General features: G+C 52.5%; 19 protein-coding genes. 18 read left to right on the forward strand and 1 reads right to left on the reverse strand.

Annotated features, from left to right (window positions below; all coding sequences use genetic code 11):
- Positions 1 to 393: 393 nt before the first annotated feature.
- The 8 genes from KQI79_RS04520 to KQI79_RS04555 all read left to right on the forward strand — a co-directional run bounded on the left by KQI79_RS04520 (position 394) and on the right by KQI79_RS04555 (position 5,914).
- Positions 394 to 1,347: an ABC transporter permease gene (locus KQI79_RS04520; RefSeq protein ID WP_216537034.1), complete on the forward strand. Its 954-nt coding sequence runs from the start codon at positions 394 to 396 to the stop codon at positions 1,345 to 1,347.
- Entirely contained in the window at positions 1,337 to 2,287 is a 951-nt protein-coding gene (locus KQI79_RS04525; protein WP_216537035.1) for an iron chelate uptake ABC transporter family permease subunit, read from the forward strand. The genes KQI79_RS04520 and KQI79_RS04525 overlap by 11 nt, the downstream gene beginning before the upstream one ends.
- Positions 2,281 to 3,039 (forward strand): iron ABC transporter ATP-binding protein, encoded by a 759-nt coding sequence (locus KQI79_RS04530; RefSeq protein WP_216537036.1) that lies wholly within the window; start codon positions 2,281 to 2,283, stop codon positions 3,037 to 3,039. Before KQI79_RS04525 ends, KQI79_RS04530 begins: the two co-directional genes overlap by 7 nt.
- A gap of 42 nt (positions 3,040 to 3,081) precedes the next feature.
- Complete coding sequence (locus tag KQI79_RS04535; protein WP_367398135.1) at positions 3,082 to 4,095, forward strand: siderophore ABC transporter substrate-binding protein; 1,014 nt, start codon at positions 3,082 to 3,084, stop codon at positions 4,093 to 4,095.
- Positions 4,096 to 4,190: 95 nt separating this feature from the next.
- Complete coding sequence (locus KQI79_RS04540) at positions 4,191 to 4,700, forward strand: mismatch-specific DNA-glycosylase (RefSeq protein WP_216537037.1); 510 nt, start codon at positions 4,191 to 4,193, stop codon at positions 4,698 to 4,700.
- A 137-nt stretch (positions 4,701 to 4,837) separates the two neighbouring features.
- Positions 4,838 to 5,155, forward strand: a complete 318-nt coding sequence (locus tag KQI79_RS04545; RefSeq protein WP_216537038.1) for a cupin domain-containing protein — start codon at positions 4,838 to 4,840, stop codon at positions 5,153 to 5,155.
- A 185-nt stretch (positions 5,156 to 5,340) separates the two neighbouring features.
- Positions 5,341 to 5,619, forward strand: a complete 279-nt coding sequence (locus tag KQI79_RS04550) for a HesB/YadR/YfhF family protein (protein WP_216537039.1) — start codon at positions 5,341 to 5,343, stop codon at positions 5,617 to 5,619.
- 40 nt (positions 5,620 to 5,659) lie between these two features.
- Positions 5,660 to 5,914: a YuzB family protein gene (locus KQI79_RS04555; RefSeq protein WP_216537040.1), complete on the forward strand. Its 255-nt coding sequence runs from the start codon at positions 5,660 to 5,662 to the stop codon at positions 5,912 to 5,914.
- Between the two features lie 323 nt (positions 5,915 to 6,237).
- Here the strand turns inward: KQI79_RS04555 and KQI79_RS04560 are convergent, their stop codons facing one another.
- Positions 6,238 to 6,798, reverse strand: coding sequence for a CGNR zinc finger domain-containing protein (locus KQI79_RS04560; RefSeq protein WP_216537041.1), 561 nt, complete (start codon positions 6,796 to 6,798; stop codon positions 6,238 to 6,240).
- A gap of 146 nt (positions 6,799 to 6,944) precedes the next feature.
- Here KQI79_RS04560 and KQI79_RS04565 point away from each other — a divergent pair, with 146 nt between their 5' ends.
- The 10 genes from KQI79_RS04565 to KQI79_RS04610 all read left to right on the forward strand — a co-directional run bounded on the left by KQI79_RS04565 (position 6,945) and on the right by KQI79_RS04610 (position 18,071).
- Positions 6,945 to 7,427 carry a DinB family protein gene (locus KQI79_RS04565; protein WP_216537042.1) on the forward strand — a complete coding sequence of 161 codons (483 nt, stop codon included), beginning with the start codon at positions 6,945 to 6,947 and terminating at the stop codon, positions 7,425 to 7,427.
- Between the two features lie 196 nt (positions 7,428 to 7,623).
- Positions 7,624 to 8,529, forward strand: coding sequence for a carbohydrate ABC transporter permease (locus KQI79_RS04570; protein ID WP_216537043.1), 906 nt, complete (start codon positions 7,624 to 7,626; stop codon positions 8,527 to 8,529).
- Positions 8,526 to 9,350 (forward strand): carbohydrate ABC transporter permease, encoded by an 825-nt coding sequence (locus KQI79_RS04575; RefSeq protein WP_216537044.1) that lies wholly within the window; start codon positions 8,526 to 8,528, stop codon positions 9,348 to 9,350. Before KQI79_RS04570 ends, KQI79_RS04575 begins: the two co-directional genes overlap by 4 nt.
- Positions 9,351 to 9,670: 320 nt before the next feature.
- Positions 9,671 to 11,053, forward strand: coding sequence for an ABC transporter substrate-binding protein (locus tag KQI79_RS04580; RefSeq protein ID WP_216537045.1), 1,383 nt, complete (start codon positions 9,671 to 9,673; stop codon positions 11,051 to 11,053).
- A 125-nt stretch (positions 11,054 to 11,178) separates the two neighbouring features.
- Entirely contained in the window at positions 11,179 to 12,249 is a 1,071-nt protein-coding gene (locus KQI79_RS04585) for an AI-2E family transporter (RefSeq protein ID WP_216537046.1), read from the forward strand.
- 161 nt (positions 12,250 to 12,410) lie between these two features.
- On the forward strand, positions 12,411 to 13,409 hold the full coding sequence (locus KQI79_RS04590) for a beta-ketoacyl-ACP synthase III (RefSeq protein WP_216537047.1): 999 nt from the start codon (positions 12,411 to 12,413) through the stop codon (positions 13,407 to 13,409).
- Positions 13,399 to 14,622, forward strand: a complete 1,224-nt coding sequence (locus KQI79_RS04595) for an ATP-grasp domain-containing protein (RefSeq protein ID WP_216537048.1) — start codon at positions 13,399 to 13,401, stop codon at positions 14,620 to 14,622. The genes KQI79_RS04590 and KQI79_RS04595 overlap by 11 nt, the downstream gene beginning before the upstream one ends.
- On the forward strand, positions 14,619 to 15,602 hold the full coding sequence (locus tag KQI79_RS04600; RefSeq protein ID WP_216537049.1) for an NAD-dependent epimerase/dehydratase family protein: 984 nt from the start codon (positions 14,619 to 14,621) through the stop codon (positions 15,600 to 15,602). Before KQI79_RS04595 ends, KQI79_RS04600 begins: the two co-directional genes overlap by 4 nt.
- Complete coding sequence (locus tag KQI79_RS04605; RefSeq protein ID WP_253297948.1) at positions 15,587 to 16,927, forward strand: F390 synthetase-related protein; 1,341 nt, start codon at positions 15,587 to 15,589, stop codon at positions 16,925 to 16,927. Before KQI79_RS04600 ends, KQI79_RS04605 begins: the two co-directional genes overlap by 16 nt.
- Positions 16,917 to 18,071 carry a GNAT family N-acetyltransferase gene (locus tag KQI79_RS04610; protein WP_216537050.1) on the forward strand — a complete coding sequence of 385 codons (1,155 nt, stop codon included), beginning with the start codon at positions 16,917 to 16,919 and terminating at the stop codon, positions 18,069 to 18,071. Before KQI79_RS04605 ends, KQI79_RS04610 begins: the two co-directional genes overlap by 11 nt.
- Positions 18,072 to 18,089: the final 18 nt, after the last annotated feature.

Raw genomic sequence — 18,089 nt, forward strand, 5'->3', positions numbered from 1 at the left:
AGCCTGCCGCGCGGCAGGCTTTTGTTAAAATGGCGCGCTTTCGGGGGCTTACCTCGTACATTGGGCTTCATAAGGCCGTTCATAGGCTATACCGCATCCCGCTTTGAAATTTTACGAGATTTTTCCCCGAATACGTTGACAATTGCGGAGAAACAGGTATAATCATAATTGTTGTAATTGATAATGATTATCATTATCTAAAGAAAAGCCAAACTTTCAATAAACTGGCATAACTGCAAGACGGAAATGCTGCCGTGCCAAATTGCTTTAGCACTGCAATACCGAAATACGGAAATGCGGCAACATTAAAGTACCTGCAACGCATTAACAATTGCATTACCCGCCGTACATGCAATTACATAACAAAATATGGCTACACGTAAGGGAAACGTTATGAAAAAAAGATATCTGGTGATCGCTCTCATCCTTTTGTCCTTCATCTCGCTATTGATTGGCGTAATCGATATATCCGTGTTCGACATATTCCGGTTAACGGAAGATCAATTGGAAATTATGATGATCAGCCGAATTCCCCGTTTGATCAGCATTATTATCGCCGGGGTAAGCATGAGCATTGCCGGCTTGATCATGCAGCAGCTCAGCAGAAACAAATTCGTTTCTCCGACGACAGCCGGAACGATGGATTCGGCGAGCTTGGGAGTTTTGGTTTCCTTACTGATCTTCGCCTCAGCGAGCATGATGTTGAAAATGATCGTCGCTTTTGCGTTCGCATTGGCAGGGACTTTCATTTTTATGAAGGTATTAGACAAAATTAAATATAAAGACTCGATTTTCATTCCGCTAGTCGGTCTGATGTTCGGGAGCATCATCGGTTCGATCACAACGTTCCTGGGCTTGAAATACGGCCTGATCCAAAGCGTGAATTCGTGGATGCATGGCGGTTTTTCCATGATTATGCAAGGCCGCTATGAAATGCTCTATCTTAGCATTCCGCTTGTCGCCGCCGCCTATTTGTTTGCGAATAAGTTTACCGTGGCCGGGATGGGCGAGGAATTTTCCGTCAACTTGGGGCTGAACTATAAACGGGTGGTCAATACAGGCCTGGTCATTGTCGCGCTCGTATCCGCCATCTCGATTTTGACGGTCGGCAATATCCCGTTTCTTGGCTTGATCATTCCGAACATTGTGTCGATTTATCAGGGCGATAACTTGAAGAAAAATCTTTCCCATACGGCGCTGCTCGGGGCTGTGTTCGTTCTGGCATGCGATATTTTCAGCCGTCTCGTCATCTACCCGTATGAAATCTCAATCAGTTTAACCGTCGGCGTCATAGGAAGCGGCATTTTTCTTTATCTGCTATTGAGGAGAAAGTCACATGAGTCATAAAACGAAGCTGTATATCCTGGCCGCTGCGGCGCTGTTGTTAATCGTCGTCTTCCTGTCCATCGATGCTGGGGGCAATTGGAGTTACGTCCTGGAGCGAAGAACCAAGAAAATATTGGCCATTCTGTTGACCGGCGGAAGCATCGCCTTCTCGACCGTCGTGTTCCAAACGGTGACGAACAATAAAATATTGACGCCCAGCATTATCGGGCTGGATTCCTTGTATATGCTGATTCAGACGTTCATCGTCTTCTTCTTCGGCTCCACGGCCTTGACGATGATGAGCAAAAACGTACATTTTCTCATCTCTGTCGGTCTTATGATTTTTTTCGCCGGATTATTGTACAAATTTTTGTTCAAAAGAGAAGGGAGAAACATCTACTTCCTGCTCCTTGTCGGATTGATATTCGGGACGTTCTTCTCGAGCATCTCGTCTTTCATGCAGATGATTATCGATCCGAACGAGTTTCTGGTGATTCAGGACAAAATGTTCGCCAGCTTCAACAATGTCAATACGGACATTCTCATACTAGCGTTCATTATCGTCTTCGCAACGGCGGCCTATTTTTACAGGTTCAATAAATACTTGGATGTCCTGTCTCTCGGCAAAGAGCATGCCATCAATCTCGGCGTCAATTATAACTACGTTGTCAAAAGAATGCTGATTATCGTCGCCGTTCTCACATCCGTGTCGACGGCTTTGGTCGGGCCGATTACATTCTTGGGCTTGCTGGTCGCCAATATCGCTTATCAGTTTATCAAAACGTACCGTCATCAATATATCATCGCAGGCTCCATGCTGATCAGCATCGTCGCTTTGCTCGGAGGTCAGCTCATCGTTGAGCGGGTATTCACCTTTTCCACCTCCTTAAGCGTCATTATCAATTTCATCGGCGGCGTATATTTTATTTACCTTCTGTTAAAGGAGAACAAGTCGTGGTAGAAGTCAGAAACGTTTCCAAACGGTACGGAAACAAAAACGTTGTTGACCAAGTATCCGTGAATATAGCCAAGGGGAAGATTACCTCTTTTATCGGCCCGAACGGGGCGGGGAAGAGCACCCTGATGGCGATGATCAGCCGTCTGATCTCCAAGGATGAAGGGGACATTTTCATTGAAGGGAAGGAGATCGGGCAATGTAAAAGCAACGATCTTGCCAAGCAGATTTCCATCTTGAAACAAGCAAACCATATTAATATCAGATTAACGGTAAAGGAGTTGGTTAGCTTCGGCCGCTTTCCGTATTCGCAAGGAAGGCTGACGAAGGAGGATCGGAAATATATCGACGAAGCGATAGAATATATGGAACTTGGGGACATGAAGGATAAATTTTTGGACCAACTGAGCGGAGGTCAGAAACAAAGGGCGTTTATCGCCATGGTTATCGCCCAGAATACGGATTACATCCTGCTGGACGAACCGTTAAACAATTTGGATATGAAGCATTCCGTTCAAATCATGAAGGTACTGCGGCGCTTGACGGATGAACTGGGGAAAACGGTCATTATCGTCATCCACGATATCAATTTTGCCTCCTGCTACTCCGATTACATTGTGGCGCTCAAAAACGGCAAAGTCGTGAAGGAAGGCACTACCGATGAAATTATCGATGCGTCCGTCTTAAAGGAAGTGTACGGGATGGACATTCATATTCAAGAAATCAACGGCAATAAAATTTGCGTGTATTTTTCATAATGAATCAAATGAAAATAATGAAAATAATTAGGGGTGTTTCGAGTGACTAAAAAACTAACCATGTTGTGCATGACTGTTTTGTTCATATTGGTAATCGCCGCATGCGGCGCTAAAAATTCGGGCGGAAACGAGGGCGATGCGAACGCGCAAACAACCGCCGCCGAAACGAACGTGAACGGTACAGAGAAAGAGGCCGAGGCTCCGCAAGAGGATGAAACGATTACGATTACGCATCAATTGGGCGAGACGCCTGTGAAGAAAAATCCGGGCAATGTCGTCGTATTGGACTATGGCGCTTTGGAAACATTGGATAAATTGGGCGTTGAAGTGGTTGGATTGCCTAAAAGCTCTCTTCCGCCGCATTTGAAAAAATTCGAAGACGCGAAATATACGGATGTCGGCACTTTGAAAGAACCTGACTTTGAAAAGATCAATTCCATCAAACCGGGGCTGATTATCATTTCCGGCAGAACATCCGAAGCATACGAGGAATTAGGCAAAATCGCTCCGACGATTTACATGGGCGTCGATACGAAAAAATATATGGAATCCTTTACGGAGAACGTAAACACGATCGCTTCGATTTTCGGCAAAGAAGACGAAGCGCAGAAGGAATTGGCAGCCATTAACGAATCCATTCAAAAGATTCACGAGACGGCAACGGCCGGCGGCAAAAAAGGCTTGATCATTCTAACGACGGGCGGCAAAGTCAGCGCTTATGGCCCGGGTTCCAGATTCGGCATTATTCATGACGTGGTCGGAGTCGCCCCGGTTGACGATACGATTTCCGCTACTACGCATGGAGACAGCATTTCGTTCGAATATGTCGTCGAAAAAAATCCGGATTATCTCTTCGTAGTGGATCGCGACGCGGTCGTTAGCGGCGAAAATGTGAAGCCTGCGAAAGAAATCGTCGAGAACGATCTGGTGAAAAAGACGAATGCGTATAAAGACGGCAAGATCATCTATCTTGACCCGAGCTACTGGTATCTGTCCGGCGGCGGATTGCTGTCCGTTCCGGAAATGTTGAAAGAGGTCGAAGAAGGCATCAAGTAAAAACGAATGCCGCCCGTTCCCTTGGCATTGCGATGGGAGCGGGCGCTTTGCGTTTCCAAGCGGGACGATAAACGATAAAAAGAGGAGGGTCAACGATGCCGAACATACCGGATCATATCGCGCCGGGGCTGCGCATTCTGTTCGTCGGATACAACCCGAGCATACGGTCGGGGGAGACCGGGCATCATTACGCCAACCCGCGCAACCGCTTCTGGACGATATTGCACCGCGCGGGACTGACGCCGCGCCTTTATAAGGCGGACGAGGACGGCAGTTTGCTGGAATTGGGGTACGGGTTCACGAATATCGTAGCCCGTCCGACGCGAACGGCCGCCGAAATTACCGCGAAGGAATATGCCGAAGGGAGAGAAGCGTTGCGCCGCAAAATCGAGAAGTATCGTCCGCGCATCGTTTGTTTTGTCGGCAAAGGCGTCTATGAAGCGTATAGCGGACGGAGAGACGTCGCTTGGGGTTTCCAGGCCGAGCCTGTCGTTCCGGGCGTACGCGAATTCGTCGCCCCTTCGTCCAGCGGCCTCGTACGCATGAAGCTGGACGAGATTGTTCACATCTATTTGCAGATGAACGATCCGGAGCAAAATTCGTAAAAAAACACAAGCCGACCTGAATTCGCTCCCTCCCTTCATGTATGCCAGTTGGTCTATAATGGACTGTAAGGTACATGGAATGCGAAATCGCCGAACGATCGCTCGAATGTAAATAAACGCTAAGGGAGTGTGTGGCCATGAGCAATATCGGTGTTTGGGAAAATGCGGAGCCAGGCGTCAAACGGAAAGTGATGCAGCCGGGAACGTCTCTCATGATGATGGAAGTTCATTTTGAACCGCTTGCGGAAGGATACGAGCATTCGCATCCGCATGAGCAAATGTCCTACTGTTTAAAGGGAAGCGTGGAATTTACGATCGAAGGCGTGAAAACGGTCGTTCGCGCAGGGGAACATATATGTATCCCAAGCGGCGCGAAACACGGGGCGAAGGCGCTGGAATCCAGCATATTGCTCGATTGTTTTACGCCGGTTCGCGAAGATTTGATCAAAAGATAGAAGACAATAAGGAAAAGCCCGGGGCATCGCTCCGGGTTTTTCGGTTTGCCGTTGAACGTACCGCAATTGACAAATCGGCGAGACATTATCATAATTATGAAATAATAATATTTAAAAAGTATGATGAATGAATGATGGAATGTTTCGCATTGATAGATGATTCTAATAAAAATGAGGTGCTTGTAATGCAAATCAATGTCACCCCGTCGGCAGTCGATTGCCTTGTCAACGAGTGGGACTTTCAGGAAGGCGATCATGTTCGGGTTTTCGTTAGATACAGCGGCGGGGGAGGCGAACCGTTCGCGCTCGGAATCGGCCGCGACGAACCGCGCGATCCTTTGTTGACGACGGAAGCCGGAAAGATTACATTTTATATGGAACGGCATGATATATGGTTCCTGGAAGGGAATAATATAACGATCGACTGCAGCGGCGGCGAAGATATTGAATTTCGAATCGGTTGAATTGCAATACATCGGGGCCGACGCAAAGAGGTGATACGCTATGGGACTGGGCATTGTCGTAGTGGAAGTTTGCGACAGCAATCTGCTCAGCGCGCTGGAACTGGAGGATCTCGAGACGTTGTATCCCGAAGTTTCCGTCTTAAGATTGGATTGTTTAAGTTTTTGCGGCCTATGCCGGCTTCGGCCGTATGCCATCGTTAACGGGAAGAGAGTGTTCGCCAAAACGACGGAAGAATGCGTCGAACGCATCAAGCAAACGATCGAGTCGGAATTGGCGGCTTTTTACGAGGAATAAGGAAAGACAGAAGAAATGAACCGTTTCTTCTGTCCTTTTTTCGGTTGAAGGGGCGATTATGTTGTACAAAGTGCAGCATATCGGCCCGTTTCGTCTTTGTAGCCCTAAGTATGTTGTAGTTTGTACAACATATTGGGGTCGGAACGTGGGGTTTCGCCATTCTGTTCGCGATGATGTTGTACAATGTGCAGCATAATGGCCCATATCGGCTTTGCAACCCTAAGTATGTTGTATTTCTTACAACTTGTCCCGTCCCATGCCGGGGGCGATGATTAGCCGGAAGCAGAAAAGGGCGAATAAGCTGCGACTCCGATGTTGCGTTACTACGTCGAAGGATGTTCCTTCGACGCTTTTTGACGTGCGCGGAAACGGCGGACTTTCAGCAAGTTGCCGCAAGCTTTATCGTCGCAATACCGCTTGGAGCGGTTGCGGGTGTCGTCATAATAAATCCATTTGCAATCCGGATTGTCGCAAATGCGGATGCGGGACGTCTCTCCTTCCGCCAGCGTACGGGCGAAAGACGCCGCAATTTCCGCCATCGTATGCGCCCAATCGGCCCGTTCCGCCGTCTGCTCCAACCGGAAACGCTCGTCCGTCCTGACGATGCGGCGAATGACCGGGCCCCGCGCCATCATACGGTTTAACAGCTCCAACGCTTCCAACTCCGGCTCTTGTCCGCGTACGATCGCTTTCACCATCTCGCGCATGGCGAAGCGGAGCAGCTTCAATTCCGCCATTTCCTCGGCGCCGGGCGAAGGAATCGAGGGCAAGCCGTGCTCCTTCAGCAACTGTTCCACCACTGCAGGTTGGTCGAGCCGGTCCTCGTATCGGCCGCTGCCGCGCCAGTCATGCCATTCGCTGTTTAGAAAGTCAACCCATAACATATCGATTCTACTCCTTTGTTACATAGTAACAATGAAATATCGTTTTTGCCAACTGCTTGACGCGAGCGAGATGGGTATGGTACATTTTCGTTGTAACTATCTAATTATTATTTGATGGTTACATATTTCTGTGAGGAGGAGAAACGATGAATAAAATCGATGTGCTGCTGCAAGAATGGGATTATTGTTACGTGACGGAGGATTGGCATCCCCCGCTGGCGGATGCGTTGGCCGGATTGACCGCGGAGCAAGCCGATTGGAGGCCGCAAGGGGAAGCTTCCAATACAATTCGGGAGAACGTCAGTCATCTGCTCTTTTTCAAGGAGCGGTTGCTGCGAAGGTTGAAAGGGGAAGACGCGTCCCGTTTCGATGCGAGCACCAATGACGAGACGTTTCTGAACGAATCGCAAGGATGGGAGGAAACTGTCGCCAACATCGAACGGGCTCATCGGGAAATTCGGGATATTCTGGCGAACTTGACGGAAGCTGATCTCGATCGCCCTATGCCGACGCTTCCCATAGCGAGACAAGTTGCCAGCCTCGTCAGGCATGACGCATATCACACGGGGCAAATCGTGCAAATCCGCAAATTGCAAGGATCGTGGCCGGCGCGCCGCTCGTTCGAATAACGCCGTTCATCATATCCGCTCAATCTGTTCTCGTCTTTGGCGGGGACTTTTTTTTGGCATAATTTCTATGAAAGGTTAATAACCTATAACAATTGTGAAAGAGACTTGGAGACATTCACATGGGTTGTTGCCCCGATATGGGGCCGGCGGCTGCATGTGTTTTTTTGTTTTCAAATTGCGGAAAGGAGTGCAGCCGATGACGACGGAACAATCGAGCGCTTTGCGGAGGAGGAAGCGGAGAGAGGGGCTGTTGGGATATGCTTTTCTTGCGCCTTCCTTGCTGATCTTTTTTTTCTTTTTATTCTATCCCATGATCAGATCCGTCTACCTTAGCTTGACGATTACAGACCCGCGCGGCAAAGTCGCCGCCTTTGTCGGACTGGACAATTACGTGGAGATGATTCAGTCCGGCCAATTTATGTCCAACATGAAAGTTACGCTGTTGTTTATTTTGTTTACCGTGCCGACATGCATCGTTTGGTGCCTGTTTCTCGCTTTCATCACCCATAATAAATTGCGCGGCATGAAAGCGTTTCAATTCATCTTCTCTTTGCCGATCGTCATTTCGGTAGGGACGGGATCGATTATATGGCTGCTTCTGTTTCATCCTACGGCGGGGATGCTCAACTATTTTCTTAGTCTGGCCGGCATCGGTCCGGTTCCTTGGCTGATCGATCCGTCCGTAGCGCTGTTATCCGTTTCTTTGATGACTGTTTGGATGAACATGGGGTTCATTTATATTTTGCTGCTGAGCGGATTGCAGGGTGTGCCGGACGAAATTTACGAAAGCGCCAAAATCGACGGATCCGGCCCGGTGCGCACGTTCGTCCGCATTGTGCTGCCATTGCTGTCGCCCGTTATTTTTTTCGCATTAATCGTTTCGGTGATCGGGGCGTTTCAGGCGTTCGGCCAAATCCACATCTTGACGAAAGGCGGGCCGGCGGGGGCGACCAACGTCGTCGTTTACTCCATCTATCAAGACGCGTTCATCAACTTCCGCTTCGGGACGGGGAGCGCACAGGCCCTGGTGTTATTCGCGATCATTCTGCTGTTGACCGCTCTCCAATTCAAAATATTGGAAAGGAAGGTGCACTACCAGTGACGCTAAGAAGATTGAACTATACGCTGCTGTATTTGCTGCTGACCGTGCTCGCGCTTATCGTTCTATACCCGCTCTTGTTCACTTTTTTCTCCTCCTTTATGACCGAGCGGGAAGTGTCGAATTATCCGCCGCCGATCTTTCCAAGCCAATTGTATATGGGCAATTTTCTAAAAGCGATCGCTACCGTACCGGTTCCGAGGTTTGTATTAAACAGCTTTATCGTTTCGGCGGCGATTACGATCAGCCAGATCGTGACGTCCAGCATGGCCGCCTACGCTTTTTCGTTTCTTCGTTTCCGGGGGAAGAACGCCCTGTTCATGCTGTTCCTGTCGACCATGATGATTCCGTGGGAAGTGACGATTATCCCCAACTATTTAACGATCAAAAGCTTGAACTGGATGGACAGCTACCAGGGGCTGGTCGTCCCGTTTATGGCCGGCGCTTTCGGCGTCTTTTTGCTGCGCCAGTTTTTTATGCAGCTTCCCCATGAATTGTTCGATGCGGCGAAAATCGACGGCTGCGGCCATATGCGCAACTTCTTTACGATGGTTCTCCCGCTGTCCAAACCCGCTCTTTCCACCTTGGGGGTATATGTGTTCTTGACGCATTGGAACAGTTATTTATGGCCGCTGCTCATTACGAACCGCGCCACGATGCGCACGGTGCAAATCGGCGTCGCCATGCTGCAATTCGAGGAAGTGATGTCGTGGAATTTGATTCTGGCGGGCGTGTCGCTCGTATTGCTGCCGTCGCTGCTTCTGCTTGCGTTCGGCGTGAAGCAGTTGGTTCGCGGCATAACCGCCGGAGCCGTCAAAGGGTAATAGAGGTAGTTCAAAAAGTCCCCTTTTGATCACGAAGTATATCTTGAGGCGGATTCGGCATCGAATCTTGCGTTCACCCTCGAAGTCCGGTGCTCATGTAGGTTTTGCCTACACTGCGCTCCTCCTTCTTCGGGTTCTCTCGCAACCTTCTCGGTGCTGAAAAGTTGACTTTTTGAACATTCAACAATTAAAAACTTTCATGTCGGTAAACCCGTCCGAATCATGCGGTCGGCTTCATCTCCGAGCGTTTTGGAATGGCGGGCGCGCATGGCGACGGATTTATCATAAAATTTCGTAATCGGGGGAGGCAAAGGAAACGTATGAACAAAAAAAGGTGGATCGGTTTGCTGCTTGCGGCGATGCTGCTCGTCGCAACCGCATGCAGCGGGGGCGGCGGAGGCGCAGGAAACGCCGGAGGCGAGTCCGGCGGCCAAGGCGAGGCGCAAAGCAACGGTTCAAGCTCAGGGGGAGCGACGAAAGTCGTCTTCTGGCATGCGATGGGAGGGGCGAATACGAAAGTGGTCGACCAGATGGTCGCTAATTTTAACGCATCCCAGGACAAAATCCGGGTCGAAGCGATCTTTCAGGGAACCTACGACGATTTGCTGAGCAAATTGAAGACGGCGATGGGGACGAAGGAAGCTCCGCATATCGTTCAAGTGTATGAAATCGGCAGCCGCTTCATGATCGATTCGAAGCTGATCACGCCGATGCAGACGTTCATCGACGCCGACAATTACGATTTAACCCAGCTTGAGCCGAACATTATCGGCTATTACACGTTCGAAGGCCAACTGTATTCGATGCCGTTCAATACGTCCAATCCGATTCTGTATTACAATAAGGATCTGTTCCAAGCCGCAGGTCTCGATCCGGAGAAACCGCCGAGAACGTACGAGGAATTGCAGCAGGCGGCAGATACGATTACCAAATCGGGCAAAGCGACCGGAGCGAATTTTGCGATATACGGCTGGTTTATGGAACAGTTCTTTGCGAACCAAGGCGCGGACTATGTCAATAACGGCAACGGACGCGAAGCGCTGGCAACGGAATCGTTGGTAAATTCGGAAGCGGGGGTCAAAACGTTGACCTGGTGGAAAAATATGATCGACTCGAAAGCGATGATCAACCTCGGCCGCAAAACCGACGATTCCAAAAAGGCGTTCTCCGCCGGCCAGGTCGCGATGATTCTCGATTCGACCGCGGCGCTGAAAGGGCTCGTCGACAACGCGGAAGGGAAGTTTGAGGTAGGCACCGGCTTTCTGCCGAAACCGGCGGATGCGAGCGGGGGCGGCGTCATTGTCGGCGGCGCAAGCTTATGGATGATGAACGACAGGCCGGAAGCCGAACAGAAGGCGGCTTGGGAATTCGTGAAGTTTGTTACGTCGCCGCAAGAGCAAGCATACTGGCATATTAATACCGGGTATTTTCCGATCACGAAGAAAGCGTATGACGAACAAAGCGTCAAAGACAATATGGCCAAATTCCCGCAATTCCAGACGGCGGTCGATCAGTTGCACCAGACGGAGCTAAGCACGGCGACGCAAGGAGCCGTGATGGGCGTATTCCCCGAAGCGCGCCAATTGGTGGAAGGGGCGATCGAAGAGGTGTTGAACAATCAAAAATCGCCGCAGGACGCGCTTGACGGAGCGGCGAAAGAAATTACCTCGAAAATTCAGCAATATAACAAAACGGTACAATAATCATGGTATCCGGATCGAAGTAATATAATTTTTGCGAGTTCGGCCCCCATTCCCTTGCGGATGGGGTTCTTTTTGATTTAAGATGGTTATAACGCCGAACTTATGAACTAAGGAGCTTCGAATCTATGATGACTTTTAAAGAATTTTTGCAAAGCCGGGGGTTTAAGAGGCTCGTTGCATTAGCGATTATCGCTTTGCTCATCTATGCTTTACATAGCATGCTCAACATGATCTTGATTACGTTCATTCTTACTTATTTGATGAACCGTTTGAGCTCCTCGATTACTAGGCGTGTAAGCAAAGTTGTGAGAATCAACAATAAAGTGACGGTTATTTTTCTATATGTCATTCTCGTGGCGGGGCTGTTCTGGGGATCGTACATGTATTTGCCCCGTTTGATTCAGCAACTGAACGAACTCGTGCAAATTATTATGACCTTTTACAGCAAGCCGTTCGAACCGTACGACAATCCGATCCTCAATTATATCATGGAATCGCTGCGCAACATCGATGTGGCGAGCTATGTGGACCAAGGGTTGAACTTTTTGCTGAAGAAAATATCCGACATCGGCAAATGGGGCTTGAATTTGCTAATCGCGATCATTATGAGCCTGTTCTTCTCGCTTCAGAAGGAGAAAGTGACGGCATTCACCGCGAAATTCAAATCGAGCAAAATCGGTTTCATCTATAATGAAATCGAATTTTTCGGCCGCAAATTTATTCATTCCTTCGGGAAAGTGATCGAAGTGCAATTTTTGATCGCGCTGCTGAACAGCGTATTCTCGGTTCTGTTTTTATGGATGCTGGGTTTTCCAAGCTTGTTCGCGCTCGGAATCATGATTTTTTTGCTCGGCCTTATTCCGGTCATGGGCGTCATCGTCTCGCTCATCCCGTTATGCGCGATTGCGTTTAAAATCGGAGGGCTGCTGAAAGTCGTCTACGTGCTTATCATGATTGCGCTGCTGCACGCCTTTGAAGCTTATGTCCTCAATCCAAAGCTGATGTCGAATAAAACGCATTTGCCGATATTTTATACGTTTATGGTGTTGATCGTCGGGGAGCATTTCTTCGGCGTATGGGGATTGATTCTCGGCATACCGATTTTCATGTTCTTGCTGGATATTATCGAAGTCCCGATATTGGACGACGGCAGGAAGCGGGATCGGAAGGCGCAAACGATCGAAAACGACAAGTGATGGTTACTATCCGTGAAACATAGTTCGGGCCCGGAGAGATTGCTTTCCGGGTCCGTTTTTTGTCGAAACGGTACTAGAGAAACTTGGTACTATACGGTTCCCGAACATCCGACTACAATTGTAACTAAGTCATAACTTGAACGACCAAGGAGGATCATGTCATGCAATTGCGCAAGGTGAAAATTGTCGGAACGGGAAAATATTTGCCGAAACGAACGGTGACGGACGAAGAAATGGACCGTTTGCTCGGCGTCGCGAAGGGATGGGTGCGCAGCAAAGCGAATGTATGCGTCCGCCATTTCGCCGAACGTGAAACGGCGTCCGAAATGGGGGCTCAAGCGGCATATGCGGCGCTGGAGAATGCCGGCCTTGCCTTTGGCGATATCGATTGCCTGGTGTGCACGAGCGGAACGATGCAGCAGCCGATCCCATGCACGGCGGCGCTTATACAGAAAGCGATGGGACAGGAGCAATCCGGCGTGCCGTGTTTCGATATCAACTCCACTTGCCTCAGCTTTGTGGTGGGACTCGATGTGATGTCCTATTTGGTGCAAGCGGGGCGTTACCGGCGCGTATTGTTTGTCGCCACCGAGATCGCCTCCGCCGGACTGAATTGGAAGCAGAAGGAGAGTGCGGCGCTGTTCGGCGACGGGGCGGCCGCGGTTATTGTCGAGCGCTCCGGGGAAGGAGACTCGTCCGGTATCGTGCATTCTTCCATGCAAACGTTCGGGCAAGGCGCGGCGTTCTCGGAAATCCGCGGCGGCGGCAGCAGCTTGCACGCGAGCCGTTACGAGCAAGCCGGCGCAGCGGATTATTTATTCGATATGAACGGCCCGGCGATGTTCAAGTTTGCGTCGAAGCTGCTGCCCGGCTTCGTGGATCGGCTGCTCGGCGAAGCCGGCGTCCGGATGGGCGACTTCCGCGCGGTCATTCCGCATCAAGGCAGCGCCATGGCGATGCGGCTAATGTGCCGGAAGCTTGGGATTCATGACGATCAGTTGATGGATATTACGGCCGATCACGGCAATACGATCGCCGCCTCGATTCCGATGGGAATTCATGAAGCGATAAGGCGCGGCCGCATCAACCGCGGCGATCGGGTATTGCTGCTTGGAACGTCGGCAGGGCTGTCGATCGGAGGAATGATCCTTGACTATTAAGAGCGGTATGGCGAAGCTGAGCGTGTTGCTAACCGGCGGGAGGGCGCCGGCGACGCTTGAGCTGGCGAGAATGCTGGCGGAAGCGGGTCACCGGGTATCCGCGGCGGAGAGCCAGCCTTATCATTTATGCCGGTTGTCCCGCCACGTTGCGGAACGGTTTGCGCTGCCGAAGCCGGCGGACGATCCGGAAGCGTATGTCGCGGCATTGGAGGACATGGTCCGGGAGCATCGAATCGATATCCTGATTCCGACCTGTGAGGAGATTTTCTACATCGCCGCCGGATTGGAACGGTTATCGAAGCATTGCACGGTCGTGGCCGATTCGTTCGACAAATTGCTGCGTCTCCACAATAAATGGACTTTCATCGAAGCGGCCGCCCGATCCGGGTTCGCCGTGCCGCGAACTTCGCTGATCGCTTCGCCGGAGCAATGGGCGGATGCGGTCAAGCGATATCCCGTCCGCGACGGGCTCGTCATGAAGCCGGTCTATTCGCGGGCCGCGGCCAACGTGCTGATCCGGCTCCCCGGCGAAACCGCCGCCCCGGGCCGGCAGGCGCCCGAATGGGACGAAGCGGGGCGGTCGGCGACGCCCGAACGGCCTTGGGTCGCCCAACAGTACGTGGAAGGCCGGGCGATATGTACGTACAGCGTCGCGTACCGCGGGACGCTGCTGGCGCATGCGGCCTATGCGGCGCAATATACGATGGGGAAGGGCGCATGCATCTATTTCGAACCGCTGTCCCATCCGGCCGCGATGCAATGGGTCGAACGTTTCGTCCGCGCTCAAGGCTTTACCGGGCAAATCGCTTTCGATTTGATCGAAACGCCCGCCGGCGCATTGCTGCCGCTCGAGTGCAATCCCCGCGCGACGAGCGGGATTCATTTGTTTCGCGGGACGCCCGGATTGGACAGGGTGCTGCTAGCGCCCGAGACGCATGAGGGGCCGCCGCTTGTCCCGCGTACGGCGGAAGGTTCGATGGTCGGGATCGCTATGCTTGCGTTCGGCTTGCGGGGCGGCGTTTCCCGCAAAGCCTGGGGGAAGTGGATCAAGTCGTTCGTCCGCGGGAAGGATGTCGTCTTTCGGTGGTCGGATCCGCTGCCTTTCTGGGAGCAGGTCAACGTATTAAGGACGCTGCGGAGCGTCGGCAAACGGCGCCGCCTGTCTTTGCTCGAAGCGGCGACTTACGATATTGAATGGAATGGTGAGCGATGAAAGCATTCGTAACCGGTGGAACCGGGTTTCTGGGAAGCCGCTTGGCAAAGCGGCTTGTCCAAGCGGGTTGGGACGTGAGCGCTTCGGGACGCAACGAAGAAGCGGGCGCGTCGCTGGAACGGGAAGGGATCCGCTTTGTGCGCGCGGATTTGCGGGACGATGAACGGATCGCCGCCGCCTGCGCCGGCCAAGACGCCGTCTTTCATTGCGGCGCGCTGTCGTCGCTGTGGGGGCCCTACCGCGAGTTTTACGATTGCAATGTCCGGGGAACGGAGCATGTGATCGCAGGCTGTCGGCGGCATGGAGTCGGCCGGTTGGTCTATGTCTCGACGCCGAGCGTCTATTATGACGGCACGCATCGGTTCATGGTGACCGAATCCTCGCCGCTGCCCGCGGTGTTCGCCAATGCCTATGCTCATACGAAACGGCTTGCGGAACTGGCGGTGGATCGCGCGCACGATGCGGGTTTGCCCGCGATCATCCTACGGCCCCGCGCTATATTCGGTCCCGGCGACCGCACGATTCTGCCGCGGTTCATCCGGGCGAATCGCTCCTTTGGCGTGCCGCTGTTCGGCGGCGGGAACATCGAGATGGACTTGACCTATGTCGACAATGTGGTGGAGGCGCTCGTTCGATGCTCCGAAGCGCCGCGGCAAGCGCTCGGCAGAACGTTTAACATTACGAACGGCGAGCCGGTCCGCTTTATCGACGTGGTAGAGCGGCTGTTCGCTATGCTTGACGAGCCGCTGCGGCTAAGGCCGATGCCCTATCGGGCCGCCTATTTGCTTGCCGCGGCGATGGAAGCGGCGGCGAAGCTTCGGCCGGGGGGGAGCGAGCCGCAATTGACCCGCTACTCGGTCGGCTTGCTCGGACGCAGCCAAACGCTCGATATTACCGCGGCGAGAACGCTGCTTGGTTACCGTCCGCGGATCGGTATCGAGGCGGGATTGGAGGCGTTCGCGGAATGGTGGATGTCATGAAAGGCAAATGGACCGTTATACAACATTATATGCGAACCAAATACGGCCATCGTTGGAGCGGCAGAGAAGCGTTCGAAGCATGGCAGGAATCGCGCGTTCTCCGTCATTTGGAATGGGTGCGCCGCGCGTCGCCTTTTTACGCCGAGCTGTGGGGGAACCGCCCCCTTTCGGAGTGGAGGGATTTTCCTGCGATCGACAAAGAGCTCATGATGGAGCATTTCGATCGGTTGAATACGGCGGGGATCGGCAAAGACGAAGCGTTTGACATCGCGCGGAAAGCGGAGGAGACGCGGGATTTCACGCCGGCGATCGGCGACGTCAGCGTAGGTCTTTCCTCCGGAACGTCAGGCAACCGGGGCATTTTCCTGATCAGCGGCCGCGAACGGCTCGCCTGGGCAGGCACCGTGCTAGCCAAGACGCTGCCGCGAGGGCTCCTGCGGCGCGAGCGAATCGCCTTCTTCCTTCGGGCAAACAACAATTTATACAGTACCGTGCGCAGCAGCAGACTGGAGTTCGCCTTCTTCGATTTGCTCGATCCGTTCGAAGAGCATCTGGCCAGATTGCAGCAGTACGATCCGACGCTGTTGATCGCTCCGCCATCCGTATTGCGCATGTTGGCGGGCGCGGTTCGCGATTCCCGGCTTGCCGTAACGCCGCGTAAAATGATATCGGTCGCCGAAGTGCTCGACCCGATCGACCGGCGTTATATCGAAGACGCCTTCGGGCAGGCGGCTCATCAAGTATATCAATGTACGGAAGGGTTTCTGGCGGCAACATGCGCTCACGGCACGCTTCATCTCAACGAGGATGTCGTCTGTATCCAAAAGGAATATGCGGACGAGAAGTTGCGCAAATTCGTTCCGATCGTCACCGATTTTTCCAGGACGACGCAGCCGATCGTGCGATACCGCTTGAACGATTTGCTGACGGAGCGGCTCGAGCCGTGCCCGTGCGGTTCGGTGATGACGGCGATCGAATCGATCGAGGGGAGATGCGACGACCTGTTTTATTTTCCCCCGGTTCGCGGCGGGTTCGCTCGGTTGATTCCGGTATTTCCCGATTTCCTTACCAGAGCGGTGATCGGTTCCTCGGCGGAAATTGAAGAATATCAAATCGTCCAGCATTCGCCGGACAAGATCGAAATTTCGCTGCGGACCGCAGATCGGTCCCGGGCGCAGGTTCAAGGGCAGGTCGCGGATCGAATCGCCGAACTATGCCGCAAGTTGGATTGCCGGGTGCCGGATATCGCGTTCTCGGCGTACCGGTTTATTCCCGGCGTGCGGAAGCTGCGCAGAGTGGAGAGGAGATGCGCCGTTGAACGTTAGCATCGTTTTATACGACCGCGATACGATCGATCGCCTGCCGTGGCCCGATACGGATGACGGCCGTTATGCCCGGCGTTTTTTGCTGCCGCTGATGAAGGAAACGCCGCAACATTACATTGCGAATGTCCGAACGCGCCTGTACGCGCTCGTTGTCCGCGGACATGTGCTGCCGGTTACGGTCAACGAGGAGGAATATAGCAATTCTTACGTCTGTTCCCCATATACTCACTATGTCAGCTATGCCAAAGAAGAGCTCGCCATGCTGCGAAGCCGGCTCGTCCGGAAGGCTCTGGAGCCTGTGGCAAGCGGAATCGGATGGCTGCTGAAAGCCGGGAAAATGAATCGGACGGTACATGTAAACAACTGGCTGCTCTCTACGAACTTATACCCGGATATGGACGACGGCCTGTACGAAGCGATTGTCTCTTATCTTGTCGGGAAATTCCCGAACTATGCGATCGTTTTCCGTTCGCTGAACGGGGCGACGGACGGTCCGCTGCTCCAAACGATGCGGACGCTCGGCTGTACGATGGTGCCGAGCCGCCAAATTTATATATTGCCCCCGAACGGGCAAGGACATGGCAACGCGAAGGCGCGTTGGCTGCTGAAACGGGATTATTCGCTTTTGGAAAAACAAGGCTACGAAATTGTCGAGGCGGACCGTTTGCAGGCATCCGATGTCCCGCGCATAACGGAACTGTACAATGCGCTATATTTGCATAAATATTCGTTTCATAATCCGCAATTTCAGGAACGCTTCATCGAACTGGCGCGGCGGGACGGTATTTTGCGGCTTTGCGCGCTGCGCAAAAACGGCAAAATCGATGCCGTGCTCGGATATTACGTCCGCCACGGGAAGATGACGACGCCGTTGTTCGGGTACGATACCGATTTGCCGCAGGAAACCGGCCTGTATCGCATGCTCTCGGCCGTCTTGATCGATATCGCAGGGCGGAACGGCTGCCTGCTGCACGAAAGCTCCGGGGCCGCCCAATTCAAACGCAACCGCGGCGCGGTCGCCCATATCGAGTACAGCGCGGTGTACGAGCGGCACCTGCCCCTGCGGCGGCGCTGGTGCTGGAGGGGGCTGGCTGCGGTATTGGAGCGGATCGGCGTACCGATTATTCGGAAATATAAATTGTAAACGGAAAGGAAAGATGTT

Source organism: Paenibacillus sp. MSJ-34 (assembly GCF_018918005.1).
Taxonomy (GTDB): Bacteria; Bacillota; Bacilli; order Paenibacillales; family Paenibacillaceae; genus MSJ-34.